This window comes from Campylobacter concisus (assembly GCF_003048575.1).
GTDB lineage: Bacteria > Campylobacterota > Campylobacteria > Campylobacterales > Campylobacteraceae > Campylobacter_A > Campylobacter_A concisus_U.
Window position 1 is genome coordinate 194,773 of record NZ_PIRZ01000002.1, and the last position, 26,109, is coordinate 220,881.

The window sequence follows — 26,109 nt, forward strand, 5'->3', positions numbered from 1 at the left end:
AAGCAATGACATTTTCACAAATAATATTAACCCTTCAAAACTATTGGCAAGAGCAAGGTTGCGTTATACTTCAGCCATACGACATGCCAGCAGGTGCGGGCACCTATCACCAAGCGACTTTTTTAAGAAGCCTCGGACCAAAGCCGTGGGCTACTGCATACGTTGCCCCATCTCGCCGCCCGACTGATGGTAGGTACGGCGAAAACCCAAACCGCCTAGGCGCTTATTATCAGTTTCAGGTACTTATAAAACCAAGTCCAGAAAATATCCAAGAGCTTTATTTAAAAAGCCTTGAAAAGCTTGGGTTAAATTTAAAAAATCACGACATCCGCTTCGTCGAGGATAACTGGGAGAGCCCAACGCTGGGCGCTTGGGGGCTAGGCTGGGAGGTCTGGCTAGACGGCATGGAGGTGACGCAGTTTACGTATTTTCAACAAGTGGGTGGCATCGCATGCGAGCTGATCTCTGGTGAGATAACATACGGCCTTGAACGTTTGGCCATGTATCTCCAAGACGTAAATAGTGTCTACGACATCGTTTGGGATGACAGGGATGGAAGCATCGTAACCTACGCCGATGTACACAAGCAAGGCGAGTATGAGTGGAGTAAATATAACTTTGAAGTGGCAAATGTTGATATGCTTTTTAACCAGTTTGAAAATGCATTTAACGAGTGCAAACGCTGCTTAGAGGCTAAAATTTCACTGCCAGCGTATGATTATTGCATGCTTGCGGCTCATACTTTTAATGTCCTTGATGCACGTGGAGCGATAAGTGTAACACAAAGGCAAGACTACATCTTAAAAATTCGTGAGCTTGCAAAAGAGTGTGCACTGACCTACAAAGAAAGCTTGGAACAAAAGTAAAATTTGATGAAAATAGCTGAAATTTATAAAATTTTAGATGAAATTTGCCCGTTTGCGAGTCAAGAGTCTTGGGATAATAGTGGCCTACAAGTTGGCTCATTTGATAGCGAATTTGAGCGAATTTATCTAAGTCTTGATTTGGATAGTAAACTTTTGCAAAATGTCTTGCCAAATTCGCTCATCATCACTCACCATCCGCTCATTTTTAAGGGGCTAAAGAGCTTAGACTACAGTTTTTATCCAAGCTCTCTCATAAGAGAGATGATGATAAAAAATATCTCGCTCATCTCGCTTCATACAAATGCCGATCTTACCTTTTTAAATGAAAAATTTGTGACGCAGGTTTTGGGACTTGAAATTTCAAGCAAAGAGGGTTTTTTGATCTACGCTGATGTGAAGATGAAATTTAGTGAGCTTTGCAAATTTGTAAAAGAAAAACTTGGATTAGAAATTTTAAGAGTGGTTCATGCAAAAGATGAAATTTCTAAAATTTGTATCTGCACCGGAAGTGGCGCAGATCTCATCCAAGATGTAAAAGCAGACGTCTTTTTAACGGGTGATCTAAAGTATCACCAAGCTCTTTATGCAAAGGAAAACGGGCTAAATTTAATCGATATAAATCACTATGAAAGTGAACGTTACTTTGGTGATTTTTTAGCAAAATATTTGCAAAATCTGAAAATTGAAGTTATAATACGCAATTCTAAAAATCCATTTACATATTGCTAACAAAAAAGGAAACATTATGAATAAATACTTACAACAATTAGTTGAATTATCTGATCTTGATAAACAAATAGATGGCTTTATACCACGCATTCAAGACATAGAAAAGGCTTATAAAAATATAGAAGAAGAGTGCGAAACCATAACGGTTAATATAGAAAGACTAGATGAAGAGGTAAATGACTTAAAGTCTCAAAAATCAGGCACGAATGCTCATATTGCCGAGTTTAGTGCGAAGATAAAAGATGTAGCTAAAAAAAGCTCAAGCGCAAAAAGCGAAAAGGAGATAAAAGCTCTAAGTCTTGAAGAGGATATTGCAAAAGAACAACTTGAGGCTGCAAATGAAGAGATTGCCAGACTTGAGAAGCTAATAGATAGTAAAAATAGTCAAAAAGATGAGCTTGGTGCAAAAAAAGCTGAGCTTGAGGAGAATTTAAAAAATATAAAAAGCAAAACTTCATCTGAGCTTGAAAATATCGGGAAAGAACGTGAAGAAGTTTATGCTAAAAAAGACAAGCTTATCGCCACTATGAATCAAAAAATTCTCGCATTTTATGAAAAAATTAGAAAATGGGCTCATAACACAGCCGTTGTTCCTGTAAAAAAACAAGCTTGTTATGGTTGCTTTATGCAGATAAATGACAAAACTTTCTCTGCTGTTATCAAGGGCGAAGATATCGTTACATGTCCGCATTGTGGCAGAATTTTATACAAACAAGAGCAATAACACATTTCGTGATAATAATATATTACTTTCTAGCCTCAATACTCTATCTCTTTGGGGCTATCTTTTTATTTTTTTTAAGTTTTAAAAAAAAGTATCATAAGTCGATTCCAGCACGTTTTTTTCTATTTAATAATCCTAAATTTCAAGATGCAGATGTGCATTTTCACGCTTGCTCATTTGGCGAGGTGCAAGCACTCAAACCATTGATACAAAAATTTGAGAGCAAGGCTATAAGCGTAGTGACAAATACCGGCTTTGAAGCAGCGAGTAAAATTTACTCAAACACGAGATTTTTACCATTTGAAATTTTCTTGCCATTTTGGCTAAAAAAGAGCAAAATTTTAGTCATTTTTGAGGCTGAGCTTTGGCTTATGCTAGTTTTTATGGCAAAACTAAAAGGCAGCCGTGTGATACTGATAAACGCTAGAATTTCAGATAGAAGCTACAAAAGCTACTTGAAATTTGGCTTTTTTTACAGATATCTTTTTAAATTTATAGATAAAATTTACGCCCAAAGCGAGCTTGATAAAGAGCGCCTAAAGTCACTTGGGGCAGGTGAAATAGATGTCACTGGCAATATAAAAGCTGCATTTTTGCCAAGTGTGAGTAAAATTTATGAAAAACCAAAAGCTAGAGTGATCGTGCTAGCAAGCACGCATGCTGGCGAAGAAGAGATGATTTTGCAAAATTTAAATTTAAAAGAAAACGATCTTTTAATTATCGCACCACGCCACCCTGAGAGATTTTCAGAAGTGGAAAAGTTAGCAGCCGAATACGCTAAAAGGTATGGCTTTTGTTTTGCGAAATTTAGCCAAACACATAAATTTGAAGCAAAGATAAATTTACTTGATACTCTTGGTGAACTTGTAAATGTTTATGCTATTAGCGATATAGTCGTGCTTGGAGGCAGTTTTGTGCCAAATATCGGCGGCCATAATCCAATCGAGTGTGCACAATTTAACCCAGTGATAATCAGCGGCGAGTTTATATTTAACCAAAAGGCGTTATTTAGCCTAGTTGAAAACATCTATATTGCAAAAGCTAGCGAGATTGTCGGCATAATGGATGGTGAGGCCAAAAAGAGCAGGATAGCCGTGCAAGCAAGCGCTGATGCGATCATAGAAGATATAAGGAGCACTTTATGAGTGAAGAAAAAGCATATAAAATTTTAGCCAAACAAAAAAACATCTCAAATAACGAGGCAAAGGAGCTAATCGACAGTGGACTAGTCTATGCCAAGGGGCAAAAGGTGATGATCGCTCGTGCTTTAATGAGTGAAAATACTAAATTTAGTGTCGAAGAGATGCCAAAGCCAAGCGTTATCTTTGAAGATGAAAATTTGATAGCCATTAGTAAGCCAGCTGCCGTGACTAGCGAAAAAATCAGTCAAATTTATAAATTTCCACTCCTTCATAGACTCGATAAGGACACAAGCGGCGTGCTACTTCTTGTCAAAAATGACGATTTTGCGAGTCTTGCCATAAATGAGTTTAAAAAGATGAAGGTTGAGAAAATTTACGTGGCCGCAGTTAGGGGCATCATGAGCGAGGAAGTGGTCGTAAATGAGCCGATCTTAACGATAAAAAATAAAAATGGCGCCATTTCAAAGATCTCAAAAGATGGCAAAGAGGCGATCAGTGAAATTTCGCCACTCATGGTTGTTGGCAAAAAAACGCTTGTAAAAGTTGCCATAAAAACAGGCAGAACACACCAGATAAGAGTACATTTGGCTAGTTTAAATTTACCTATCGTTGGCGATGAGAAATACGGTAAAAATAGGGCAAATAGAATGTTTTTGCATGCCTATTCTATCGCTCTTTTAAACTATAAATTTAAAGCGCTGATCCCAAAAGAATTTAACTCTCTTGGATTTGAGCTATCTAATAAATTTGAAATTTAAAGAGCAATAAAGAAATTTTTTAGTAATATACGCCCTTTAATAACAACTTGGAAAGGTGATTGGTGTTCGAACAAATTAGCGAGTCTTTTAGATTAGCCGTTAGCAAGATACGTTTTGTAGATGATGAAAAAGCTCTAAAAAACGCACTTGACGTGCTTAAAAAAGCTCTTTTAAAAGCCGATGTTCACCACAAAGTCACCAAAGATCTACTCGCATCTATCGAAAGCGAACTAAAGCAAACTGGCGTTGGTCAAAAGAATTTCTTGGATGCGATCAAGTCAAATTTAACGACTATCTTAACAGCTCCTGGCAACCAAGGCTTTGTCTATGCGTCAGTTGCACCGACCATTGTTTTAATGGCTGGCTTGCAAGGTAGCGGTAAAACAACGACAACTATCAAACTTGCAAACTATCTAAAACTAAGAAAGAAAAAAGTTTTAGTTGCAGCTTGTGATTTGCAAAGATTAGCGGCGGTTGAGCAGCTAAGACAGCTCTGCGTTGCAAATGAGATCGATCTTTTTTATATAGAAAATGAAAACAACTCTATAAAAGTAGCTAAAGAGGCATTAGAAAAAGCAAAAAGTGGTCTTTATGACGTGCTTTTAGTGGATACCGCTGGTCGTCTTGCGATCGATGAAAAGTTGATGCAAGAGATAAAAGATATAAAAAATGCGATAAATCCACATGAAATTTTCTACGTGGCTGACGCTATGAGTGGTCAAGACGCCGTAAAAACAGCTACAAGTTTTAATGAAATTTTGGGAATTTCTGGAGTTATCCTTTCTAAATTTGATTCTGACTCAAAGGGTGGTGTAGCTATTAGTATCGCAAAACAGCTAAATATCCCACTTAGATTTGTCGGTACTGGTGAAAAAGTTGCTGATATCGAGAGTTTTATACCAGACCGTATTGTAAGCCGTATAATGGGCGAGGGTGACTTAGCTACTTTGGTTGAGAAAACATCGACTATTATAGATGAAAAAGAAGCGAAACGTCTAAATCAAAAGATAAAAAAAGGTCAGTTTAACTTTAACGACTTTTTAGATCAAATGGAAAGCGTTAAAAAGCTTGGTAGTATGAAGTCTTTGATGGGGATGATACCTGGTCTTTCAAATATTGCAAATCAGATAAAAGATATAGATCTTGATAATTCAAAAGAAATTTTACATATTAAGGCTATGATAAACTCTATGACGCAAAAAGAGCGTGAAAATCCTGAACTTTTGAATAATAGTAGAAAAAGACGTTTAGCGGCTGGTTCTGGACTTTCTCAGATAGAGGTAAATCGATTTTTAAAGCAGTTTGAAAATGCCTCAAAACTTGCTAAGAAATTTTCAGGAAAAGGTGGAGCAAAAGGACTTGTAAATATGCTTTCTCAAGCAAATCTTAAAAGACCTGTTTGATAAAAGGGTTTAAATTTGGATATTTGTTATCCAAATTTAAGCTTTATTTAAAAACAAGAGGAGAAATATAATATGGCAACAGTAGTAAGACTAACAAGAATGGGACGTAAGAAAAGACCTTTTTATCGTATAGTTGTTACAGATAGTAGAAAAAGACGTGATAGTGGCTGGATAGAAAGTATTGGCTATTACAACCCTATGGTTGAGCCAAATGTTATAAATTTCAACAAAGAGAGATTAGATTACTGGAAAAGCGTTGGTGCTAAACTTAGCGATAGAGTTGCACAAATTACAAAATAATGGTTAAAAATTTTTTATACGAATACGCCAAGTTGATTGCTGATTTTCCTGATAAAGTAAGTGTTGATCGTCAGGAACTTGGTGAAAATTTTGTTGAAATTATCATAAATGCTGACAAGATTGATACTGGAAAACTTATCGGTAAAGACGGCAAAATGATAAATGCTATAAAGACCGTTATTATTGGTTGTAAAGCCAAAGATAATACAAGCTATAGGGTAACGGTAAAAGCTATTGAATAGTGATATTGTTGAAGTCGCTACTATCGGAAGATGTGTTGGTTTAAGGGGTTATTTAAAACTTCACAACAAGAGCGACTTTCCAGAACAGTATAAAAAAGGTGCAACCTTTTTTTATAAAAACAATGATCAGCTTACCATAAAAGACTATAACAGACAAAAAGAGCTGGTTTTGTTTGAAAATTTTGATGACTTAGATCTTGCTAAGACGCTAGTAAATAAAACTATCTACACCACAAAAGAACTCACTAGAAAAAACTGCAAATTAAAAAAAGATGAATTTTTTCAATTTGATATTATAGGTTTAAGGGTTGTAGAAAATGGAGAAATTTTAGGTATTGTAGAAGATATTCAGGACAATTTTGCTAATTCGCTTTTATATATAAAAACAGATGAAAGACTTATTGCTAATGGCAAGCCAAGGAATTTTTACATTCCATATTTAGAGCATTTTATCGTAAGTGTAAATTTGGATAGTGGAGAGGTTTTAGTAAAAGGTTCGAAAGACATCTTAGAAAATTCATGAAATTTACATTTATTACACTTTTTGAAAATTTAGTCAAACCTTATTTTAGTGATTCTATTTTAAAACGTGCAATTGGTAATAAATTTATTGAAATTGATTTTATAAATCCAAGAAATTTTACCAAAGATAAGCATAATAAAGTCGATGATTATATGATAGGAGGCGGAGCAGGGCTTTTAATGTTTCCGCAGCCCTTAGATGAGTCGATCAAATTTTTAAAAGAAAAAGATAAAAATGCTCATGTGATATTTTTGATGCCAGCTGGTAAAAAATTTAGCCAAAATGATGCAAAGAGGCTTTCTAAAAAAGACCATATTTGCTTTGTTTGTAGCAGATATGAGGGGCTTGATGAACGTGTTGTTGAGCTTTGGGCGGATGAAATTTTTTGCATAGGTGATTTTATTTTAACTGGCGGTGAGCTGCCTGCGCTTTGTATGAGCGACGCTATATCAAGAAATATTCCTGGGATTTTAGGAAACGATATGAGTCTTGAAGTGGAGAGTTTTGAGGATAATTTGCTTGAAGCTCCATCTTTTACAAAACCTGATAATTTTAAATCTCTCTTTGTAGTTTCAGAGTTTTTAAAGGGTAATCATGCTAAAATCCACAACTTAAAAAACAAGATGGCTCACTGCAAAACAAGGTACTTTCGCCCTGATTTATATCAAAAGCTAAAGCCACATAAATAAGGAAAAACATGAGAAATAAATACATTGAGGCGTTTGAAAATGCTCAAATTGCTGGTAAAAATATCCCTGACTTCCGTGCAGGAGATACATTGCGTGTGGCTACTCGTATTCACGAGGGAGACAAAACGAGAATTCAAAATTTTGAAGGCATTTGTATAGCTAGACGTGGTAGCGGCACTGGCGAAACATTTATCATCAGGAAAATCGGTGCTAACAGTGTTGGTGTTGAGAGAATTTTCCCAATATTTAGTGATTCTATCGAAGAGATAAAGGTTCTTAGAAAAGGTCGTGTTAGAAGAGCTAAACTATTCTACCTACGTGAACTACGTGGTAAAGCTGCTAAAATCCGCGAACTTAGAAAATAATTCTACTATCTGTCCTGAAGTCTATTCAGGACTTTTAATCTTCTTTTTAAATTTAATTTTTTTAATTTTTTTTGTTTTTTAATATTAAAAAATCTATTTATTTTTATTGTTTTTACCGCTAGGCTATAAAAATTTAAAATATATAAAAAATTTCTATATAAAGTTTCAGATACCTTATATACTAAATTTATTTATTTTCTACTTCTTCTTATTTGTATACCAAAATAAAAAAATAACACAACAAAGAATTACTCCAAGCATTATTGATACAACTATCATGGTAGCATTTTTAGTTTCATTAAATGGCAAGCCTTGTGTATTCATACCAAAAAAACCAGTTATCAGATTTAGTGGTAGCATTACAGCCGATATCATTGTTAAAATGTAAATGTTTTGATTGATTTTGTCGTTTTTTATACTTTGTATAAATGTATAAATATCATCGATTCTGCAGGCATATTCATTAGCCATTGTTCTAAAAACATTTGCCTCATGAGTACTATTTTTAAGCTCTTTTTTTAAATTTTGTTGCTCGCTTTGACAAATCGAAAGTGTCTCATAAAAGTGAGATATCTTGTTTTGAAATTTTCTAATCTCATATTTTAAAAAGTGATGTCTTTTGATAAATTTATTAAAGTTTTTTCGACTAGCATAAATTTTTTCATACTCGTTTAGCTCTTCTTGATGTTCTAAAATTTTGTTTGCATATTCATTACATAGTTTTTTAAGAGCCGCTTCAAACTCGTTTTTATCGCATTCGTGATCAAAGTCTTCTTTGTAAATTTTGCCATTTTTAAATAAAAATTTATAGCTTTGCTTTTGCGTGAAAGAAACAAGCAAAATATAGTCGTATTCATCGCCATAAAAATATCCACAAACTGAACTTTTATAACTCATTTTTTACCCTTTTAGCATAAAAATTTTTCTTAAATTTAGTAAATTCGCCTCTTTCTATCGCCTCTCTCATCTCTTTCATCAAATTTAGATAGTAGTGCAGGTTGTGAAGGCTTGCCAGTCTAAAAAACGTTAGCTCTCTTGCCTTAAAAAGGTGGTTTAGATAGCCTCTTGAGTAGCGCTTGCAGGTGTAGCACTGGCACTCTGGATCGATTGGCATATGGTCATTTATAAATTTAGCTGATTTTATATTTATCTTGCCAAAGCTGGTAAAAAGCGTACCGTTTCTTGCATTTCTTGTTGGCATGACGCAGTCAAACATATCAACGCCTCGCTCCACGTTTTCCACGAGATCTTCAGGCGTGCCAACACCCATTAGATAGCGAGGTCTAAGCTCATCCATAAATGGCATAACCGCCTCAACCGTGTCATACATCGCCTCATTACTCTCGCCAACGCTAAGACCTCCTATGGCAAGGCCGTCAAATGGCATCTCATTTAAAGCTTCGGCACAAAATTTACGTGCATCGTAATCTGTTCCACCCTGAACGATACCAAAGATATTTTGGTTTAGTCCAATGCCCTTGTTTTGCATAAATTTATGATAATTAATCGCCTCTTTTGCCCATTTTATCGTTCGTTTTATGCTTAGATCGATCCTCTTTGGCTCAGCAGGTAGGGCAACCAAATCATCAAGTATCATCATAATATCGCTACCTAGATCGTACTGCGTGTCAAGAACAGATTTTGGCGTAAAATAGTGCGTGCTGCCGTCGATATGGCTTTTAAATTTTATCCCACCATCATCATTTTTGGTGTTTGATCTAAGCGAAAATGCCTGAAAACCACCGCTATCTGTTAAAAACGAGCGATCAAATTTAGAAAATCCATGCAGTCCGCCAAACTCACGCACGACCTTGCTGCCAGGGCGCAGGTACATGTGGTAGGTGTTTGCTAAAATGATCTTTGCGTCTAAAATTTCGCTCATATCAAAGGCGTCAAGGCTTTTGACTGCGCCAACCGTGCCAACTGGCATAAAAACTGGCGTTTGTATCACGCTGTGGGCTGTGGTAAGCACGCCACGCCTTGCGTTGCCATCTTTTTTTATAACTTCAAATTTCATCTAAGTCCTTAAATTTTTTGATTTTTTATTTTAACAAAATTTATAATATAATCCAGAAATTTTAAGGCAAAGGAACTTTTTGCAAAAGAGAAATGATATCGTTTTTACCGAAGCAAACGGCACTGCGACCATAAAATTTGCAGGTGAGTTTAGCTACAAAGAGGCTAAAAATTTACAAAGCATTTTTAAAAAAATCCAAAAGCTTAACGGCAATGTTAAATTTGACTTTAGCGAGCTAAAGAGCATTGATTACGCTGTTTTGATCCTTTTAAAAAACACTCTAAATGGCAAGAAATTTGAGATCATCACAAATGACGAGAAGATAAAGGCGATGGGCGAGCTGCTAAATGACGAGAAGATCGACTTTAGATATATGCCACCGCACAATAGCCTAAATTTTTTCTCACGCTTGGGAGAGAAAATTTGCGAGGGATTTGTAAATTTAGTTGAGTTTGGCTCGTTTTTGGGTGAGTTTTTGATAAAAAGCGTCAAAATTTTACTTAATCCTGCAAATTTAAGGTTTAGAGAATTTAGCAACTATATAAAAGATGGCGGTGTAAATGCCGTTTTTATCGTATCACTCACCGCTTTTTTGATAGGCGTCGTGCTTGCATATCTTGGTAGTGCGATGCTTGCAAGCTTTGGGGCAAGTATATTTATAGTCGAGATCATGGGGATGCTGACGCTTAGAGAAGTGGCTCCGCTTATAGCTGCTATCGTTATTGCAGGTAGGTCTGCTTCTAGTTTTACTGCACAAATAGGCGCCATGAAGCTAACTGAAGAGATAGATGCGATGAAGACGATGGGATTTGAGCCGTTTAACTTTTTGGTGCTACCGCGCATCATCGCCATGGTGCTTTGTGTGCCTGTCATTATCTTTATAGCTGATGCGATAAGCATTTTAGGACAGATGATCATTTGTCAAACGATACTTGATATCAGTTTTAGCGACTATCTTAATAGATTTCGCGAGATGGTCGAGCTTAGGCACTTTGCTGTTGGTATGATAAAGGCTCCGTTTTTTGGCGCTGTTATAGCGATCATTGGGTGCATGAGGGGATTTGGCGTTAGTCAAAACGCCCAAAGCCTTGGAGCGATGACAACCGTTAGCGTTGTAAATGCGATATTTTGGGTCATTGCGCTTGACGCCTTTTTCGCGATAATTTTTATGTGGCTAAAGATATGAACGAGATAATAGTTGGAAAAAACATAACGACAAGTTATGGCGATAAGATAATGCACGATAATGTGAGCTGGAGCGTCAAAGAGGCTGAAATTTATGGCTTTTTGGGCGGTAGTGGCACTGGTAAAACGACGCTAATGAAGACGATGATATATCTAAAAAAGCCAAATAATGGCGATATAACGTTTGACGGCGTCAATATGTGGAAAAGTAGCCAACAAGAACAACAAGATATAAAGCTAAAAAGTGGGACGATGTTTCAGTTTGGAGCGCTTTATAGCTCGATGACGATCCTTGATAACGTGGGCGTTTTGCTTCATGAGTACTCTAAATTTAACAAGCGCCAGATCGATGAGATAGCGATGTTTTGGATACAAAAAGTGGGGCTAAAAAAAGAGGTCTCAATGCTCTATCCAAGCGAGCTAAGTGGCGGTATGAAAAAAAGAGCCGCACTTGCAAGAGCCTTGGTGCTAAGCCCTAGGGTGCTATTTTTAGACGAGCCAAATAGTGGCCTTGATCCAGTTAGCTCACGCCAGATGGATGCACTCATAAAAGAGCTTCGTGATAGCATCGGCGTGACTGTTGTCATGGTGACGCATGATGCGGATAGTATTTTTGATATTTTGGATAGATTTTTGATAATAGATAACAAAAAGATAGCCTTTGAGGGAGATATAAAAGAGCTTGAGTATCTTGAAAATAACCCGCTTGAAGAGCTATTTAAAATGAGGAAAAAGTAGATGGAAAATAGAAATTCTTATACCATTGTCGGCATGTTTTTTATAGCCTGCCTTACAGCATTTGCCATATTTATCTGGTGGATGACTAGCAAAAATAATACAAAGGTTGATTTTAAGGAGTATTACATCCACACAAGCGAGCTGCCAAGCGGCTTAAAAGTGGACTCTACGGTTAAATTTATCGGCGTGCCAGCAGGAAGCGTTAGCGATATAAATTTTGTCGATGACAAAAACGCTCTTATAAACATCACGATGAAGATAAGAGAGGATCTGCCTATCAAGGCTGACAGTATTGCAAGTATTGAAGTTCAGGCTATTAGTGGCGTTGCTAGTATAAATATAAGCCGTGGCACTAAGGATTTTTCACCAGATCAAAAGCCTATCTTGCAGCTTGAAGAGAGCTTGTTTTCAAAACTTGGAAACAATGCAGAAAACATCACTTTAAAGATAAATCAAACACTCGATAAAGTAGATAACTTTTTCTCTCCTGAAAATATCGAACACGTTGAGTCGATCCTTAAAAATATTGATAAATTTACACAAGTTTTAACAGATGAGGAGGGATTAAGCGAGGTTGATAGTATCGTTAAAAATGTGAAAAATTTTACAGATAGTTTAAACAAAACCGACACAAAAGAGCTTGTTAAAAATTTAAACACTCTAATTTCAAATGCAAACCAAGTTTTTATATCGGCAAATTCGGCTATTAATGGATATAATTCGTTGCAAGAACTTATCACCGCAAAAGCAAAAGACGGCGAGTACGACCTTAGAAATACAGTTGGACCGTTATTAAGAGAAGCGAGTGATTTTTTAAATGGATTTGACAAGACGCTTCGGGAGTTTAGAGGTGCGCTTCAAAGACTCGAAGATAATCCTTACGAGTTTTTCTTCACAAATCCGGTCTTAAACGACAAAGGAGATAAGAAATGAGAAATTTGATATACATAGCGACTGCTTTTTTCTTTTTTGGCTGCTCACTAAAGACAGATGTACCGCAAGCTACGATGTATGAAATCCACTATTCAAACAAAGAGTGCTCAGCTGAAAACAAGCAAAAAGAGCTAAAAAATGTCTTCATAGAAAATGTGAGTGCTCTTGATATGGTTGATACTAGAAAAATTTTGATTGTGGCTGAGAATAATAAAATCAGATACCTAAGCGATGCTAAATTTGTCTCTGAGCCAAGCGAAATGGTCTATAAATCGCTTGTAAAAGGGCTTTATTCAAACTGTGCTGCTAAGCCGATATTTTCACCAAATGCAAAAGATCTTAGACTAAAAGTAAGCATCATCTCTCTTCAAATAAGAGGTGACAAGGCCGAAGTTTCGCTAGCTTATGAGCTATTCAATGCAAACACTTCGCTAAAATCAGGTATGATTACAAAAGAAATTTTCTGCCCAGATCCAAGCTCAAGTACTATTTTTGATACGATAAATAAGGCTACAAATTTAGCAATCGACACACTAATCTCTGAAATAATCTCTTAAATTTTCTTGGCTGTAAATTTCTAAATTTATAGCCAAAATAGCTTATTTTAAAGACCTTTTGTTATAATGTGAGCTTTAAAATACGGAGAATTGATGAAGAAAATTTTAATAATCGCAGATGGAACTTTCGCAAGAAATTTTTTAAACAGATTGCTTGAAACAAAATCAAATTTGCATCACTATATCGTTGTTTCAAGTGAGGATTACAGTCAAAAATCAAATTATGAAAATTTTACATTTTACCAGTTTGATCCAACTAGCCTCTCAAAGCTAAAAAGCGTGAGCGATGGCTATTTTAGTCAGTTTTGTATAGTTTGCGATGATAAAAATGAGGCGATTGCTGTTTATGAAAATTTAAGACAGATCAGCACAAAGACCGAGACTGTTTTTATGAGCTCATGGGAGCTTGATGAGGAGCATAAAGAGATATTTGCAAAAGATAAGCATTTAGATGTTGTTGATATCAGAGATATTGCAGCTTCAAGGCTTATGGATTATTTACCTGATCTGCCGGTTTTGGCTGATAATATCGGTCTTAGCGAGGGTGAGATCATGGAGGTTAAGGTACCAATAGGTAGCTCTTATATGTATCGTCACATCAGCTCGGTAGCTCAGAAAAAATGGCGAATAGCTCTCATATATCGAGGCAGCGAGATCATCTTGCCAAAGCCAAATATAATGATACAACCAAGCGATATTTTGCTAATTGTCGGCGATCCAAACGTACTTCAAAATGTTTACCGTTCTATTAAACGCGAGAGCGGTCAGTTTCCAAGTCCATTTGGCAGCAACATCTATGCACTAATCGATATGAAATCAATGAGCAAAGAGCGCGTTGGCAAGCTTATAGAAGATAGTCTATATATGCACTCAAAGCTAAATAACAAACGCCTTATTTTTAGAGTTATAAACGCGACTTTGGGTGAAAATTTAGAGAGACTAAAGGCTATAAAAGAGAAAAATATTCTTGTTTTGATGGATTATTTCAACAGCGACAATAAAGAGATCAAATCAGATGTCGCAAAGCACGACATAGGGCTAATCTTAAGTGATGATAAGTACTTTTTTAAATTTCAAAAGCTCTTTTATAAGCTCAAGCTTCCAGTGCTAAAAACAGGCAAAATTTTGCTTTCAAATATAAAAGAGGGCGTGATACTTGGCGATCAAAGTCAAGAAGTGGAGAATCAATCAGCCGTGATAACAGACTGCTGTGCACAGCTTGATTTGGAGATGAAATTTTACTATTTTGATAATAAGCATAGCGATGATGAAGCGTTAAGAGAGCATTTTGAGAGCATTAGCGCGCTATTTTCTAAGCGTATAAAGATAGAAAATCACAATCTTAAAAATCCGCTTGTAAAACTAAAAAATACAAAAGATTTGCTTCATTTTGTGATGTTTAGCAAAAGCGTGGCAAATGGTGGGACATTTGCCTTTTTATCGACAAATTTAAATAGGCTTTATAAAAAACTAAGCCAAAACGCACAGCTTTTTGTGCCAGTAAGTGAGTAAAAATGCAGATAAACTTAAACCTTAAAGAAAAGGCGTCAAGCTATAAAATTTATATAAACGAGCTTGAGAGACTAGAGCTAAAAGGCAAGGTTGGCATCGTTACAAACGCTAAAGTAGCGGGCCTTCATCTTGAAAAGCTACTTAGTGTTTTAAAATGCGATGAGAAATTTATTATAAGTGTGCCTGACGGCGAAGAGTATAAAAACCTTGAAACGATAGAGCAAATTTTAGAGCAGTTTTTTGTGAGTAAATTTGATCGCTCATCTACACTAATTGCCTTTGGTGGTGGCGTCATAAGCGATATGACTGGCTTTGCGGCGAGCATCTATGAAAGGGGGATAAATTTCATAAACATCCCAACTACGCTTCTAGCGCAAGTTGATGCTAGTGTTGGCGGAAAAACGGGTGTAAATAACAAATTTGGCAAAAATTTAATAGGCTCATTTTATCAGCCAAAGGCGGTTTTTTGTGAGATAAATTTCTTAAAGACATTGCCAAAGAGAGAATTTGCAGCTGGTGTGGCTGAGGCTTTAAAAATGGCGATAACTTTTGACAAAGAGATGTTTGATTGGCTAAAGAGTGTAAAATTAGATGATGAAAATTTAGCCAAGCTAGTTGAAAAGTCTATAAATTTAAAAGCAAAAGTGGTTGAACAAGATGAGAAGGAAAAGGGGCTAAGAGCCATCCTAAACTACGGCCACACCTTTGCTCACGTCATCGAAAATGAGACAAACTACAAGGAATTTTTACACGGCGAAGCGGTGGCGATAGGTATGAATATGGCAAATCGCTTAAGTGTAAGACTAGGGCTCATGAGCGAGGCAGAAGCAGAGGATATCAAACAGGTTTTAGTGAGATTTGGCCTTCCAGTAAACTACAAAATAGAAAATGAATATGCATTTTACGAGGCATTTTTTATGGATAAAAAGACAAAAGATGATAAGATAAATTTTATTATCGCAGATAGGATAGGCGGTGCGATCATCAAAAATGACGTCAAAAAAGAGGATATTTTAGAAATTTTAAGAGAATTTAAATGAAAAAGATCTTTATTTTATTGCTTTGCTGCTTTGCTCTTTATGCAGAAGAAAATGCTAGCGTTGAGTCAAATAGTTCACAAATTTTACAAAATGGTGAGCTTAGAAAAGAAATTTCAAGCTTAGACAATTCGCTAAAAAATAATATCTGGATCACAAGATATGCTAACTATAACACTTATCAAAGGCTTATTGATGAGCTTGAAAAAAATGAAAATGAACTAAAAAAGCTAGACAAAAGCTCAAGAAGAGGCAGTGATATCATAAAGAGAATCCAAACTCTAAAAGAGCAGATAAATTTACTAAAAGAGTATGAAAAAACGCCATTTTCAAATATGCTAGCAGCCCCTGAAATGGATACTCCACCAAGGATAACAAGTCCTGTTGCACTTATATCTGGCTTTTCGTATATCAAAAAGATAAAGAGTGATAAGATCGAGTATCAAAGGCATATAAAAGAGCTTGATACGCTTTTGGAAAAGCTTGAAACAAAAGAAAATTTACTAAATAGACTAAATTTGATAGAAGAAAATGAGCAAAATAGAGAAAGCCTAAACTTAGTAAAACAAGAAATAGGCGACTTCAAAGCGGCAAAACAGATCGCTGATACAACTTATAATGTCTATGAAAAAAGAGCTGATGAGGCTATAAATTTAACAACCTCTGATATAAAAGCTCAGTTTTTAAGTATGGGCTATACAGCTATCATCATTCTTTTGACGATCGGGCTAACATTTATCGCTAAATTTATCGTTAAAAGAACGATTACTGATAATGAGAGATTTTACACGGTCAATAAATTTTTAAACGTTTTAAATATCACCGTTATCATTATAATCTTACTTTTTTCGTATATCGAAAACGTCACATATCTAGTAACCGTGCTAGGTTTTGCTTCAGCTGGTATCGCCATTGCGATGAAAGATATGTTTATGAGTATGCTTGGTTGGATGGTGATCATGTTTGGTGGCTCTATACATGTAGGCGATAGGATTAGGGTATTTCATGATGGGAGCGAATTTGTAGGCGACGTCATTGATATTTCGCTACTTCGCTTAACTGTTTTTGAGGATGTTAGCTACTCAACATATAAGACAAACCGCCGTGCAGGTAGGATCATCTTTGTACCAAATAACTACATTTTTACAGACCTAATCGCAAACTATGCACACTATGGCATGAAGACCGTTTGGGACGGTATAGATATTATGATAAGTTTTGATAGCAATCATAAAAAAGCCGTCTATCTAGCAAGAAATGTTGTCAAGAAATACTCAAAAGGCTATACCGATATCGCAAAACGTCAAATGAATAAATTAAGAAGCCAATATAGCATCAAAAATCCAAATGTCGAGCCAAGAATTTATACATTTTTTGAGCCTTATGGCATAAATATCTCATGCTGGTTTATGTCAAATTCCTATGCCACGCTGGCACTTAGAAGCACGATAAGTGCTGAGATCATCGAGGCTTTTTTGGCTCAAGACGATATAAAGATCGCTTATCCAACGCAAACCATGTTTGTAGGTAAAAAAGAAAATCCAAGCGATCATACAGCCCATGGTGAGCAAGAGAGCGAAAGTGTTTGATGCAAAAGATATTTTTTAAAACATTTGGGTGTCGCACAAATATCTACGATACCGAGCTTTTAAAAAGCTACATCAAAGACTACGAGATCACAAATGATGAAGATGCTGCTGATATTGTGGTCATAAACTCATGCACTGTTACAAATTCTGCTGATAGCGGTGTCAGAAACTACATAAACGGTGTAAAAAGACGTGGAGCAAAGGTGGTGCTAACTGGGTGTGGCGCGGTTAGTAAGGGCAAGGAGCTATTTAGTAGCGGTATATTTGGCGTACTTGGAGCTAGTAAAAAGAGCGATCTAAATGAGCTTTTAAAGCAAGAAAAGCCGTTTTTTGAGCTCGGAAATTTAAACTCAGTCGATAAAAATATAGTTACAAATTATGAAAATCACACAAAGGCTTTTATAAAAATTCAAGAAGGCTGCAACTTTAGCTGCAGCTACTGCATCATCCCTTCGGTTCGCGGTAAGGCTAGAAGTATGGATGAGTCCATGATATTAAAAGAGGCAAGAATTTTAGCTCAAAACGGCTATAATGAGCTTGTCCTAACTGGCACAAATATAGGCAGTTACGGTAAAGATACAAATAGCTCTCTTGGTAAGCTTTTGGCAAACTTGGGTAAAATTTCTGGCATTAGACGTATTCGGCTCGGTAGTATTGAGCCAAGCCAGATAGATGAGAGCTTTAGAGAAATTTTAAAAGAAGAGTGGCTAGAGCGTCATCTGCATATCGCACTTCAGCACACGAGTCAGGCGATGCTAAAGATCATGCGAAGACGCAACGATGCATTTAGTGATCTAGAGCTTTTTAATGAGCTTAGCTCACTTGGCTTTGCCCTTGGCACGGACTACATTGTAGGTCATCCTGGAGAGAGTGAGGAGATATGGACAGAGGCTGTGGAAAATTTTAAGAAATTTCCTATCACGCATCTGCACGCTTTTGTATATTCACCAAGGCGTGATACGCACTCAGCTACGCTAAAAAACGATGTTAGCGGCGATGTGGCAAAAAGTAGGTTAAAAATTTTACAAGGCATAGCTTTGCAAAATAATGAAAATTTTAGAAAAAAACATAATGGAGCTTTGAAAATTTTAGTCGAGCAAAAAAATGGTGAGTTTTACGAAGGTTTTGATCAGTTTTACAACAAAGCTAAAATTTTAAGCCAAAAAGATATAACAAAAGAGTGGGTGGAGGTAAGCGAATATGAAGTTAAGCCAGATGCCAATTATGCAAAAATTTAAATTTAATAAAAAAAATATTCTAATAATCGCAGCTGTCGCATTAATCAGCGTGCTGTTATTTGCCGTTAGCAAAGATCCACGAAATATCACATACTCACAGTATATGCAGCTCATGGAGGGAAATTTTGTCGATAGAGCAGTCGTAGACGGTGATGAAGTCATACTTTATGCACAAAACAATCGCTTTTCTATCATAAAAGAGGGCATTGATTTAAAAGAGCTTATTAAAAAAGTACCTGTTGAAAAGACGAAGCAATACATCACTCCTGGTATGGTTTGGGGATTTATCATCTTTGTTTGTTTTATTCTTTGGTACGCTTACATTTTTAGGAGTATTAACAAAAAAAGCGAGGGTCTTTTTAATAAAAAAGATGGTGCTTTAGAGATAGAAAGCGTGCTAAATCAAAATGTGATGCCAGTTATTTCAAATGTTAGATTTAGTGATGTGGCAGGTATTAGTGAGGTCAAAAGCGAGCTTAGCGAGATAGTTGATTTTCTAAAAAATCCACAAAAATATAGAAATTTTGGTATCAAAATGCCAAAAGGCGTGCTAATGATCGGCCCTCCAGGTGTTGGCAAGACACTTGTGGCAAAGGCCGTTGCAGGCGAGGCAAATGTACCATTTTTCTACCAAAATGGTGCTAGTTTTGTGCAAATTTATGTTGGCATGGGTGCAAAAAGAGTAAGAGAGCTCTTTAGCAGAGCCAAATCCTACGCACCTTCAATCATCTTTATCGACGAGATAGACGCCGTTGGCAAGAGTAGGGGTGGCACTAGAAACGACGAGCGAGAAGCCACACTCAATCAGCTACTAACCGAGATGGACGGCTTTGAAGACAACTCAGGTGTCATAGTAATAGCAGCTACAAATAGGATCGAAATGATCGACGAGGCGCTGCTTAGATCGGGTCGTTTTGATAGGCGTATATTTTTGTCAATGCCTGATTTCAACGACAGAGTGGCTATTTTAAATACTTATCTAAAAGATAAAAAATGTGACGTTTCAGCTGAAGATATTGCTAGAATGAGCGTTGGCTTTTCAGGTGCGGCACTTAGTACGCTTGTAAATGAAGCTGCGATAAATGCCCTAAGAAACGGTGAGAGCGTGCTTAAGATAAGGGATTTTGAGGCTGTTTTAAATAAGGTCTTGCTCGGCAAGAAAAAGGTGCTAAGCTATAGCGAGAGCGAGAAAAAAATCCAAGCCGTCTATCAAGGTGCAAAGGCACTAAGTGCTTACTGGTTTGATGTGAAATTTGAAAAAATTTCTCTTATAGAAGACAGGTTTATGGCGACAGAGCAAGAGATCGAGTCAAAGTCACAGATGATATCTCGTATCAAGGTACTCATCGCTGGTATGTGCAAGCTTGAGATAGATGAAAACGACATCTTTTCAAACTCAAGTAGTGATCTAAATTTAGCCAAAGAGATCGCCTCAAAGATGGTTTATGAATATGGCATGGGAAGCTCTTTTGTGCCAAATCCAAACGATGTAGAAGAAATTTTAAAGCAAGCAAAAGAGGAGATCACATCCTTTTTAAAAGGCACAAATGAGCAAATCGCAAAGATAAGCTCATATTTGCTAACATACGAGAGCGTAGATAAAGAGACGCTGGCGAAAATTTTAAATGAAAACTATTAAAGGAGAAAAAGTGAAAGCAAAAATAGGCATACTAACTCTATCTGATCGTGCAAGCGAAGGCACATATGAGGACAAATCAGGCCCAGCGATCAAAGAGGTACTTGATAGCTGGATAGTGAGCGAGCATGAGTACTTTTATGAGGTGATTCCAGATGAGTTTGAGCTGATAAAAGAGAGGCTTGTGCACATGGTGGACGTGCTTGGCTGCGACCTTGTGCTAACGACTGGCGGTACTGGACCAGCAGTAAGAGATGTCACACCAGAGGCCACTGAGGCAGTTTGTGAGAAGATGATGCCAGGCTTTGGCGAGCTAATGAGAGCTGCAAGCCTGCAATACGTCCCAACAGCGATCCTATCACGCCAAACAGCAGGTATTAGAGGCCACGCGCTCATTATAAATTTACCAGGGCAGCCAAAGGCGATAAAAGAGTGCTTGGAGCCGGTATTTCCAGCGGTGCCATACTGCATCGACCTGATCGAGGGTGCATTTATCGAGACTGATGAAAACGTGATGAAAGTTTTCCGCCCAAAACAAAAGAAAATCTCGTAAATTAGTTTGATAGATAGCCTAAATTTAAAAGCCACTGCCTTTGCAAATAGGTGGCGATTTGTTATTAAAATTTGGCTTGTTTTTCTTTTTTTATCCTATGCGCTAGCATATTATTTTGGGTTAGAGGTTTTTGGCTTTATCTCGGCCATTTCTATCTTTGGCTGTGTTTGCCTGCTAGCCTTTAGCTCACTTCCTTGGTTTATCGCTAGCCTTGTATTTTTACAACCCTTGGTATTTTTACTACTTGAAAAATTTGATGAAAGTATTACTGTTTATGCTTTAGCCTGCGCAATTTGGCTGCTTGGCTGGATCACTTTGTCGCTTGTGGTAGATGATAAATTTGCAAGACTGGGAAATGACATCTTGCCAAAGGTCTCTCGTATAGTTCTTGTTGGCGAGTTTACCTTGCTATATTTTTTAAACTACAACAACAGCTTTGACATAGAGACTTTAATAAAGTCAAATTTGACAAAGTCGCTGCTTTTAGTGCTAAACTCCTATATGCTGCCATCGCTTTTGATGTTACTTATATTTGATATAAAAACATATATCGCTAGTAAAAATGAGTAAAATTTTATGTATGATTTTGCGTAATTTAAACTAAATTTAGCAGTTTTTGCTCTCTGCTATCTTTTTTACAAGCTCCAGATTGCCATTCATTGCTAAGCTCATAAAACAAATGCCACTAGCACCTGCTTTAATGGCCTCTTTGTAGTTTTTACTATCTAGTCCGCCAAGTGCGTAAATTTCTTTATCAAAGCTTTTTAGCTCGCTTATGAAATTTAGCCCTTTTGGCTCTAAGCCAGCCTTGCAAGAGGTGGCAAATATATGAGAAGCAACGAGCACGTCGGCGATTGTGGTTGAAATTTTAGCCTGCTCTAGGTCGTGAGCTGGAGCGTAAATTTTTGCTGTTTTCCTAAATTCATCTAAAAAAACGCCGTGATTTTTAAAAAAGTCAAGCTGCGCTGAAGTGAGCCAAAAGTCGCTCTTTAGCTTGCAAGCTACGTCAAAAAATTGATTAATGATAAATTTCTTGCGGTAGTTTTCACAAATTTGAGCCACAACCCTAGCAAGATCATAAAATTGAGCCTCGCTTAGCCACTTTGCACGAAGCAAAATTTCATCTACGCCAGCCTTGCAAAGTAGCTGAATTCTCTTTAAAAAGTCATCGCCCTCATAGCTTTCAAAGTCAGCCACGCAAAGAATTTTAAACATAGACATACTCGCTCATCAAGGGCTCTAATCCGTTTGCTTTTATCATAGCCTTGATCTCATCCACACTTCTGTCGTCGCTTATCTCAAACTGCTCGTCGCCCTTTTTCTCTTCGCCGTGAGCGCCGATGCTTACTTTTACGCCAGCGCTTATCTTATTTGTGGCGATCTTTACGACGTTGTCACGAAATTTAGCCTTTTCTCTGGTTGAGATCGTTATGCTAGCTGTTGGCATAAAAATTCTATAAGCACAGATCACTTGCAAAAGCTCGCGCTCGCCCACATCACGTGGATTGATGCGGTCGTTGTTGATGATAGGGCGAAGCCTTGGGCATGAAAATGCGATCTCGGCGTGCGGATACTTTTTTTGAACTAAACTTGCATGAAGTGCCGTAGCAAAGGCGTCAAGCCTAAAGTCATCTATGCCAAGAAGTGCCGCAAAGCCAACCCCTCTCATGCCGCCAAGTAGCGCTCGCTCCTGCGCATTTATGCGGTAAGGGAAAATTCTTTTATTGCCGCCAAGGTGAATTTTTTCATATTTTGTGGGATTATAGGTCTCTTGAAAGACGGTCACGTAGTCTGCGCCACCTTTATGGAGTAGGGCGTAGTCGTCTGAGTTTAATGGGTAAATTTCAACTCCAACGATTTTAAAAAATTTCTTTGCCAAAGCGCAGGCGTTTGCGATATATGCGACACTTGAGTTGGTCTCGCTCTCGCCAGTTAGGATCAAAATTTCTTCTAAGCCGCTCTTTGAAATTTCTCTTAGCTCTCTTGTGATCTCCTCGTCGCTTAGCTTTGCTCTTTTTATTTTATTTTTAGCGTTAAAACCGCAATAAACGCATAGGTTATCGCAGTAGTTTGCTATGTAAAGCGGGGTAAAAAGCGTGATGTTTGAGCCAAAATTTGCCCTGGTTTTTGCTTGAGCTAGCTGGGCGATTGGCTCTAAAAATGGCGCTGCAGCGGGTGAAAGTAGGGCTTTTAGATTTTCAAGCGAGCAGTGCTTTGCATTTAGAGCTGCTTTTACGTCCGCTTCGCTGTAAATTTCTGGCTTGTAGCTTGCACGCTCTTTTAAAATCTCATCCATAATGTCGCTGCCAACATCCTGCATGTGAGGTAACAGCTGCATGTGGTCGGTTCTTGTAAATTTCATCAGTCTAAAAATCCAGTGAGCGGAGATGAGGCATTTGCGCTTTTGCTCTTTGCGCCAAGGCCTGCTAGATAGGCGTTGCGACCAGCGATGATCGCCTCTTTGAAAGCTCTTGCCATGAGCGGTATATTTTTAGATGAGGCGATGGCTGTGTTTGCCATGATAGCAGCCGCTCCCATCTCCATAGCTTCGCACGCTTGTGAAGGCCTGCCGATGCCTGCATCAACTATGATCTGCGTATCAAGCTCATTTATCAAAATCTCAATGATATCTTTAAAAACTAGCCCTTGGTTTGAGCCAATGGGCGCAGCTAGAGGCATTATGCAACTTGCTCCCGCACTTAGCATCGCCCTTGCAGCGTTTAGATCCGGAAACATGTAAGGCATCGGCACAAGGCCGTCATTTGCCAATGCTTCGCACGCTTTTATCGTCTCGGCGTTGTCTGGAAAGAGAAATTTAGAGTCAGTGATGATCTCTATCTTAACAAGCTCGCCACATCCAAGCTCACGTGCGAGCTGGGCGATACGAATGGCCTCTTTGGCGTTCCTAGCGCCACTTGTGTTTGGCAAAAGCGTCACGCCTTTTGGGATAAAGTCGAGTATATTTCGCTCTTTGCTCTCGTTTATGCGCCTAAGAGCAAGGGTTAGGATCTGTGCGCCAGCCTCGTTTATGGCTGAGTCGATGAGCTCGTGTGAATACTTGCCAGAGCCAAGGATAAAGCGGCTTTGAAACTCCTTGCCGCCAAGGATCAAACTACCACTTTGCACTTACGCCTCCAAGCCCATAAGTAGTCTAATGGCTAAATTTGCCTCGTGGTTTGCGCAGACTGCGACGCGTGGCGCCATGAGCCCTTGACCGATCTTCGCCTCATTTGTGAGGTCGCCGCAAAGATAGACATTTTTGGCAAATTTTATGGTTTTTATGATATTTGAGCTAAAGTATCCAGCCATGCCAGAGGCGCCAATGATCTTTTTATCTTTTAAGCTTGCCCCAGCTTCGTTTAGTATCATCGCCTTGCCAGCGACGTTGTCAAAGGCTTCGCATAAAATTTCGCACTCACCAAAGACGCTAGCCACGTTTTTTTCATCTAAAAATATATCGTGAGTTTCGACCTCGACAAAGGGATTTACATCATTTATCAGCTCTTTAAGTGCCTGCGTCTTTTTCAAGCCAATGTGGCAGACGAAATACTGCTGGCGGTTTAGATTGCTTGGCTCAACGACGTCAAAGTCGGCAAGCACTAGCTTTTTTACGCCAACTCTTGCAAGGCTTAGCGCGATATTTGAGCCAAGACCACCAAGTCCAGCTACGCCGATCACTGCTTTACTTAGGGCTAAATTTAGCTCAGGGCTGTTTCGTGAGGCGATCATCGAGCGTAAAATTTCACGCTCAGGCATCACACCACGCCTTATAAATACGACGTTTGAGCCATCTTTTAGCTCGCTATCTTCTTTTATAGCAAAGCCATCAACGATAAAAATGTCAGGCTTTGTCGCGTTAAATTTCTCTAAAAATTTATAAATTTCACTCTCTTTATCGCCAAGCGCAAGCTCTTTTAGCTCGCTAAGGCTTTTTACTGGCACCTTAAATTTTGCGCCATTTAATACAATCTCTATCATTTTCTCCTCATCCACCGCCAACTAAAGTGACGATCTCATAAGCTTTGCCCTCGCTCATGAAGCTTTCACGCCAAAGCTTTTTTGGCAAAATTTCTCCGTCTCGCTCAAGGGCTATAAATTCAAGCTCATAGCCATTTTTTGCTAAAAATTCATAAACGCTCATATCGTTTTCAAGCTCGAAAATTTTGCCATTTACACTAAATTTGATCATTAAATTTTGTAGCTTTTTACAAAATTTGCGATCCTCTCGATCGCTTTTTTTATGCTCTCGATGTCTGTCGCAAAAGAAATTCTAAAATATCCATCCATGCCAAAGCCTACACCTGGTACTGTCGCTACGTTCGCTTCTTCAAGCATCTTTTTGCAAAATCTAAGTGAGTCGCCATCTACCTCTTTACATTTTACAAATAGATAAAACGCGCCATCAGGCTTAACTACGCTTAGCCCAGGGATAGCATTTATCATCTCAACTGCCACGTTGCGTCTTCTTTCATACTCTTTTCTCATGTTTTCGATATCTTCATCGGTTTCGCCAAGAAGTGACGGGATAGCGCCTATTTGCACGATCGAGCTGATGTTGCTTGTGCTTTGGCTTTGAAGCTTTTTGATGCCAGCAATTAGCCAGTCCATCGAGCTTGCTATGTAGCCAAATCTCCAGCCAGGCATCGCGCCACACTTGCTTAGGCCGTTTATAGTAACCGTTCTTTTAAAAAGATCCTCGCTTACCGAGGCTACTGCGTGAAATTTCTTGCCGTAGATCACTTTTTCATAAATTTCATCGCTTGTGATGATGATGTCAGTGCCCTTTAAAACCTCGCCAAATGCTGCGATCTCCTCTTTTGTATATACAGCTCCAGTTGGATTTGTCGGGTGATTTAGCGAAAAGACTTTTGTTTTTGGTGTGATCGCTTTTTTTAGCTGCTCGGCTGTGATTTTAAAATTTGTACTCTCATTTGCCTCGATAAAGACAGGCACGCCGCCACAAAATTTAACGATCTCAGGGTAGCTCACCCAGTATGGAGAAGGGATGATGACCTCATCGCCTGGGTTGATAAGTGCTTGAAATACATTAAAAAGTGAGTGCTTTGCACCGATGTTTGTGACGATTTGATTTGCTTTATAATCAAGTCCGTTATCTCTTTTTAACTTTGCTCTAATGGCCTCTATCACCTCAGGTAGGCCTGGCACTGGCGTGTATTTGCCACTTTTGCTATCATTATCTAGTGCGTTTTTTACAGTTTCTCTTATCTTTTTTGGAGTCATAAAGTCAGGCTCACCAGCTGAAAGCGAGATCACATCGATACCAGCAGCCTTCATCTCTTTGGCTTTTGTGCTGATCGCGATTGTGATTGACTCGCTTAATGTTTGCATTCTGTTTGCTAGTTGCATTATTTT

General features: G+C 38.0%; 30 protein-coding genes. 22 read left to right on the forward strand and 8 right to left on the reverse strand.

What is annotated here, in order from left to right; all coding sequences use genetic code 11:
* Positions 1–5: 5 nt before the first annotated feature.
* The 11 genes from glyQ (at position 6) to rplS (ending at position 7,741) form a co-directional block, all read left to right on the forward strand.
* Positions 6–866 carry a glycine--tRNA ligase subunit alpha gene (gene glyQ, locus CVS84_RS03190; RefSeq protein WP_107691126.1) on the forward strand — a complete coding sequence of 287 codons (861 nt, stop codon included), beginning with the start codon at positions 6–8 and terminating at the stop codon, positions 864–866.
* Positions 867–872: 6 nt separating this feature from the next.
* The gene (locus tag CVS84_RS03195) at positions 873–1,595 is read left to right on the forward strand and encodes a Nif3-like dinuclear metal center hexameric protein (RefSeq protein ID WP_107691127.1); all 723 of its coding nucleotides are present in this window, start codon (positions 873–875) and stop codon (positions 1,593–1,595) included.
* Positions 1,596–1,611: 16 nt separating this feature from the next.
* A complete protein-coding gene (locus tag CVS84_RS03200) occupies positions 1,612–2,319 on the forward strand; it encodes a zinc ribbon domain-containing protein (protein WP_054196578.1) in 708 nt (235 codons plus the stop codon).
* An 8-nt stretch (positions 2,320–2,327) separates the two neighbouring features.
* Positions 2,328–3,464 (forward strand): lipid IV(A) 3-deoxy-D-manno-octulosonic acid transferase, encoded by a 1,137-nt coding sequence (gene waaA / locus CVS84_RS03205; protein WP_107691288.1) that lies wholly within the window; start codon positions 2,328–2,330, stop codon positions 3,462–3,464.
* Entirely contained in the window at positions 3,461–4,219 is a 759-nt protein-coding gene (locus tag CVS84_RS03210; protein WP_107691128.1) for an RluA family pseudouridine synthase, read from the forward strand. Before waaA ends, CVS84_RS03210 begins: the two co-directional genes overlap by 4 nt.
* 62 nt (positions 4,220–4,281) lie before the next feature.
* Positions 4,282–5,622 (forward strand): signal recognition particle protein, encoded by a 1,341-nt coding sequence (gene ffh, locus CVS84_RS03215; RefSeq protein ID WP_107691129.1) that lies wholly within the window; start codon positions 4,282–4,284, stop codon positions 5,620–5,622.
* 72 nt (positions 5,623–5,694) lie between these two features.
* Positions 5,695–5,922, forward strand: coding sequence for a 30S ribosomal protein S16 (gene rpsP / locus CVS84_RS03220; RefSeq protein ID WP_009293992.1), 228 nt, complete (start codon positions 5,695–5,697; stop codon positions 5,920–5,922).
* Positions 5,922–6,164: a KH domain-containing protein gene (locus tag CVS84_RS03225; RefSeq protein ID WP_107691130.1), complete on the forward strand. Its 243-nt coding sequence runs from the start codon at positions 5,922–5,924 to the stop codon at positions 6,162–6,164. Before rpsP ends, CVS84_RS03225 begins: the two co-directional genes overlap by 1 nt.
* Positions 6,157–6,687: a ribosome maturation factor RimM gene (gene rimM / locus CVS84_RS03230; RefSeq protein WP_107691131.1), complete on the forward strand. Its 531-nt coding sequence runs from the start codon at positions 6,157–6,159 to the stop codon at positions 6,685–6,687. The genes CVS84_RS03225 and rimM overlap by 8 nt, the downstream gene beginning before the upstream one ends.
* The gene (gene trmD / locus CVS84_RS03235) at positions 6,684–7,376 is read left to right on the forward strand and encodes a tRNA (guanosine(37)-N1)-methyltransferase TrmD (RefSeq protein ID WP_107691132.1); all 693 of its coding nucleotides are present in this window, start codon (positions 6,684–6,686) and stop codon (positions 7,374–7,376) included. The genes rimM and trmD overlap by 4 nt, the downstream gene beginning before the upstream one ends.
* 8 nt (positions 7,377–7,384) lie before the next feature.
* Positions 7,385–7,741: a 50S ribosomal protein L19 gene (gene rplS, locus CVS84_RS03240; protein WP_002941851.1), complete on the forward strand. Its 357-nt coding sequence runs from the start codon at positions 7,385–7,387 to the stop codon at positions 7,739–7,741.
* Positions 7,742–7,939: 198 nt separating this feature from the next.
* On the opposite strand, the gene CVS84_RS03245 is transcribed toward rplS, so the two are convergent.
* Positions 7,940–8,638, reverse strand: coding sequence for a CorA family divalent cation transporter (locus CVS84_RS03245; protein ID WP_107691133.1), 699 nt, complete (start codon positions 8,636–8,638; stop codon positions 7,940–7,942).
* Positions 8,628–9,758: a tRNA guanosine(34) transglycosylase Tgt gene (gene tgt / locus CVS84_RS03250; protein ID WP_107691134.1), complete on the reverse strand. Its 1,131-nt coding sequence runs from the start codon at positions 9,756–9,758 to the stop codon at positions 8,628–8,630. The genes CVS84_RS03245 and tgt overlap by 11 nt, the downstream gene beginning before the upstream one ends.
* 79 nt (positions 9,759–9,837) lie before the next feature.
* On the opposite strand from tgt, the gene CVS84_RS03255 reads away from it, so the two are divergent.
* The 11 genes from CVS84_RS03255 (at position 9,838) to CVS84_RS03305 (ending at position 21,306) form a co-directional block, all read left to right on the forward strand.
* On the forward strand, positions 9,838–10,944 hold the full coding sequence (locus tag CVS84_RS03255) for an MlaE family ABC transporter permease (protein ID WP_107691135.1): 1,107 nt from the start codon (positions 9,838–9,840) through the stop codon (positions 10,942–10,944).
* Positions 10,941–11,681, forward strand: a complete 741-nt coding sequence (locus CVS84_RS03260; RefSeq protein WP_107691136.1) for an ABC transporter ATP-binding protein — start codon at positions 10,941–10,943, stop codon at positions 11,679–11,681. The genes CVS84_RS03255 and CVS84_RS03260 overlap by 4 nt, the downstream gene beginning before the upstream one ends.
* Positions 11,682–12,614 carry an MlaD family protein gene (locus CVS84_RS03265; protein ID WP_107691137.1) on the forward strand — a complete coding sequence of 311 codons (933 nt, stop codon included), beginning with the start codon at positions 11,682–11,684 and terminating at the stop codon, positions 12,612–12,614.
* Positions 12,611–13,171: an ABC-type transport auxiliary lipoprotein family protein gene (locus tag CVS84_RS03270; protein ID WP_107691138.1), complete on the forward strand. Its 561-nt coding sequence runs from the start codon at positions 12,611–12,613 to the stop codon at positions 13,169–13,171. The genes CVS84_RS03265 and CVS84_RS03270 overlap by 4 nt, the downstream gene beginning before the upstream one ends.
* A 93-nt stretch (positions 13,172–13,264) precedes the next feature.
* On the forward strand, positions 13,265–14,683 hold the full coding sequence (locus CVS84_RS03275) for a COG3400 family protein (protein WP_107691139.1): 1,419 nt from the start codon (positions 13,265–13,267) through the stop codon (positions 14,681–14,683).
* A 2-nt stretch (positions 14,684–14,685) separates the two neighbouring features.
* A complete protein-coding gene (gene aroB, locus CVS84_RS03280) occupies positions 14,686–15,723 on the forward strand; it encodes a 3-dehydroquinate synthase (protein WP_107691140.1) in 1,038 nt (345 codons plus the stop codon).
* Positions 15,720–17,309, forward strand: coding sequence for a mechanosensitive ion channel domain-containing protein (locus CVS84_RS03285; protein WP_107691141.1), 1,590 nt, complete (start codon positions 15,720–15,722; stop codon positions 17,307–17,309). Before aroB ends, CVS84_RS03285 begins: the two co-directional genes overlap by 4 nt.
* Positions 17,306–18,547, forward strand: a complete 1,242-nt coding sequence (gene mtaB / locus CVS84_RS03290) for a tRNA (N(6)-L-threonylcarbamoyladenosine(37)-C(2))-methylthiotransferase MtaB (RefSeq protein WP_199906099.1) — start codon at positions 17,306–17,308, stop codon at positions 18,545–18,547. Before CVS84_RS03285 ends, mtaB begins: the two co-directional genes overlap by 4 nt.
* The gene (locus CVS84_RS03295) at positions 18,510–20,186 is read left to right on the forward strand and encodes an ATP-dependent metallopeptidase FtsH/Yme1/Tma family protein (RefSeq protein ID WP_413784320.1); all 1,677 of its coding nucleotides are present in this window, start codon (positions 18,510–18,512) and stop codon (positions 20,184–20,186) included. Before mtaB ends, CVS84_RS03295 begins: the two co-directional genes overlap by 38 nt.
* A gap of 10 nt (positions 20,187–20,196) precedes the next feature.
* Entirely contained in the window at positions 20,197–20,736 is a 540-nt protein-coding gene (gene mog, locus CVS84_RS03300; RefSeq protein ID WP_107691143.1) for a molybdopterin adenylyltransferase, read from the forward strand.
* Positions 20,737–20,742: 6 nt separating this feature from the next.
* Complete coding sequence (locus CVS84_RS03305; RefSeq protein ID WP_199906100.1) at positions 20,743–21,306, forward strand: hypothetical protein; 564 nt, start codon at positions 20,743–20,745, stop codon at positions 21,304–21,306.
* Between the two features lie 36 nt (positions 21,307–21,342).
* On the opposite strand, the gene CVS84_RS03310 is transcribed toward CVS84_RS03305, so the two are convergent.
* Genes CVS84_RS03310 through CVS84_RS03335 form a run of 6 tightly spaced genes read right to left on the reverse strand, consistent with a single transcriptional unit; the run spans position 21,343 to position 26,103 of the window.
* The gene (locus tag CVS84_RS03310) at positions 21,343–21,951 is read right to left on the reverse strand and encodes a thiamine phosphate synthase (RefSeq protein ID WP_107691145.1); all 609 of its coding nucleotides are present in this window, start codon (positions 21,949–21,951) and stop codon (positions 21,343–21,345) included.
* A complete protein-coding gene (thiH, locus tag CVS84_RS03315) occupies positions 21,944–23,098 on the reverse strand; it encodes a 2-iminoacetate synthase ThiH (RefSeq protein WP_107691146.1) in 1,155 nt (384 codons plus the stop codon). The genes CVS84_RS03310 and thiH overlap by 8 nt, the downstream gene beginning before the upstream one ends.
* Complete coding sequence (locus tag CVS84_RS03320; protein ID WP_107691147.1) at positions 23,098–23,862, reverse strand: thiazole synthase; 765 nt, start codon at positions 23,860–23,862, stop codon at positions 23,098–23,100. The genes thiH and CVS84_RS03320 overlap by 1 nt, the downstream gene beginning before the upstream one ends.
* A complete protein-coding gene (thiF, locus tag CVS84_RS03325) occupies positions 23,863–24,714 on the reverse strand; it encodes a sulfur carrier protein ThiS adenylyltransferase ThiF (protein ID WP_107691148.1) in 852 nt (283 codons plus the stop codon).
* Between the two features lie 7 nt (positions 24,715–24,721).
* Positions 24,722–24,925, reverse strand: a complete 204-nt coding sequence (thiS, locus tag CVS84_RS03330) for a sulfur carrier protein ThiS (protein ID WP_107691149.1) — start codon at positions 24,923–24,925, stop codon at positions 24,722–24,724.
* Entirely contained in the window at positions 24,925–26,103 is a 1,179-nt protein-coding gene (locus CVS84_RS03335) for a pyridoxal phosphate-dependent aminotransferase (protein WP_107691150.1), read from the reverse strand. Before CVS84_RS03335 ends, thiS begins: the two co-directional genes overlap by 1 nt.
* Positions 26,104–26,109: the final 6 nt, after the last annotated feature.

Bases quoted from the DNA above. Each gene is read 5' to 3' on its own strand.
- glyQ (WP_107691126.1), top strand. From the start codon at position 6: ATGACATTTTCACAAATAATATTAACCCTTCAAAACTATTGGCAAGAG.
- CVS84_RS03195 (WP_107691127.1), top strand. From the start codon at position 873: ATGAAAATAGCTGAAATTTATAAAATTTTAGATGAAATTTGCCCGTTT.
- CVS84_RS03200 (WP_054196578.1), top strand. From the start codon at position 1,612: ATGAATAAATACTTACAACAATTAGTTGAATTATCTGATCTTGATAAA.
- CVS84_RS03210 (WP_107691128.1), top strand. From the start codon at position 3,461: ATGAGTGAAGAAAAAGCATATAAAATTTTAGCCAAACAAAAAAACATC.
- rpsP (WP_009293992.1), top strand. From the start codon at position 5,695: ATGGCAACAGTAGTAAGACTAACAAGAATGGGACGTAAGAAAAGACCT.
- CVS84_RS03225 (WP_107691130.1), top strand. From the start codon at position 5,922: ATGGTTAAAAATTTTTTATACGAATACGCCAAGTTGATTGCTGATTTT.
- trmD (WP_107691132.1), top strand. From the start codon at position 6,684: ATGAAATTTACATTTATTACACTTTTTGAAAATTTAGTCAAACCTTAT.
- rplS (WP_002941851.1), top strand. From the start codon at position 7,385: ATGAGAAATAAATACATTGAGGCGTTTGAAAATGCTCAAATTGCTGGT.
- CVS84_RS03245 (WP_107691133.1), bottom strand. From the start codon at position 8,638: ATGAGTTATAAAAGTTCAGTTTGTGGATATTTTTATGGCGATGAATAC.
- tgt (WP_107691134.1), bottom strand. From the start codon at position 9,758: ATGAAATTTGAAGTTATAAAAAAAGATGGCAACGCAAGGCGTGGCGTG.
- CVS84_RS03260 (WP_107691136.1), top strand. From the start codon at position 10,941: ATGAACGAGATAATAGTTGGAAAAAACATAACGACAAGTTATGGCGAT.
- CVS84_RS03265 (WP_107691137.1), top strand. From the start codon at position 11,682: ATGGAAAATAGAAATTCTTATACCATTGTCGGCATGTTTTTTATAGCC.
- CVS84_RS03270 (WP_107691138.1), top strand. From the start codon at position 12,611: ATGAGAAATTTGATATACATAGCGACTGCTTTTTTCTTTTTTGGCTGC.
- CVS84_RS03275 (WP_107691139.1), top strand. From the start codon at position 13,265: ATGAAGAAAATTTTAATAATCGCAGATGGAACTTTCGCAAGAAATTTT.
- aroB (WP_107691140.1), top strand. From the start codon at position 14,686: ATGCAGATAAACTTAAACCTTAAAGAAAAGGCGTCAAGCTATAAAATT.
- CVS84_RS03285 (WP_107691141.1), top strand. From the start codon at position 15,720: ATGAAAAAGATCTTTATTTTATTGCTTTGCTGCTTTGCTCTTTATGCA.
- CVS84_RS03295 (WP_413784320.1), top strand. From the start codon at position 18,510: ATGAAGTTAAGCCAGATGCCAATTATGCAAAAATTTAAATTTAATAAA.
- CVS84_RS03310 (WP_107691145.1), bottom strand. From the start codon at position 21,951: ATGTTTAAAATTCTTTGCGTGGCTGACTTTGAAAGCTATGAGGGCGAT.
- thiH (WP_107691146.1), bottom strand. From the start codon at position 23,098: ATGAAATTTACAAGAACCGACCACATGCAGCTGTTACCTCACATGCAG.
- thiF (WP_107691148.1), bottom strand. From the start codon at position 24,714: ATGATAGAGATTGTATTAAATGGCGCAAAATTTAAGGTGCCAGTAAAA.
- thiS (WP_107691149.1), bottom strand. From the start codon at position 24,925: ATGATCAAATTTAGTGTAAATGGCAAAATTTTCGAGCTTGAAAACGAT.
- CVS84_RS03335 (WP_107691150.1), bottom strand. From the start codon at position 26,103: ATGCAACTAGCAAACAGAATGCAAACATTAAGCGAGTCAATCACAATC.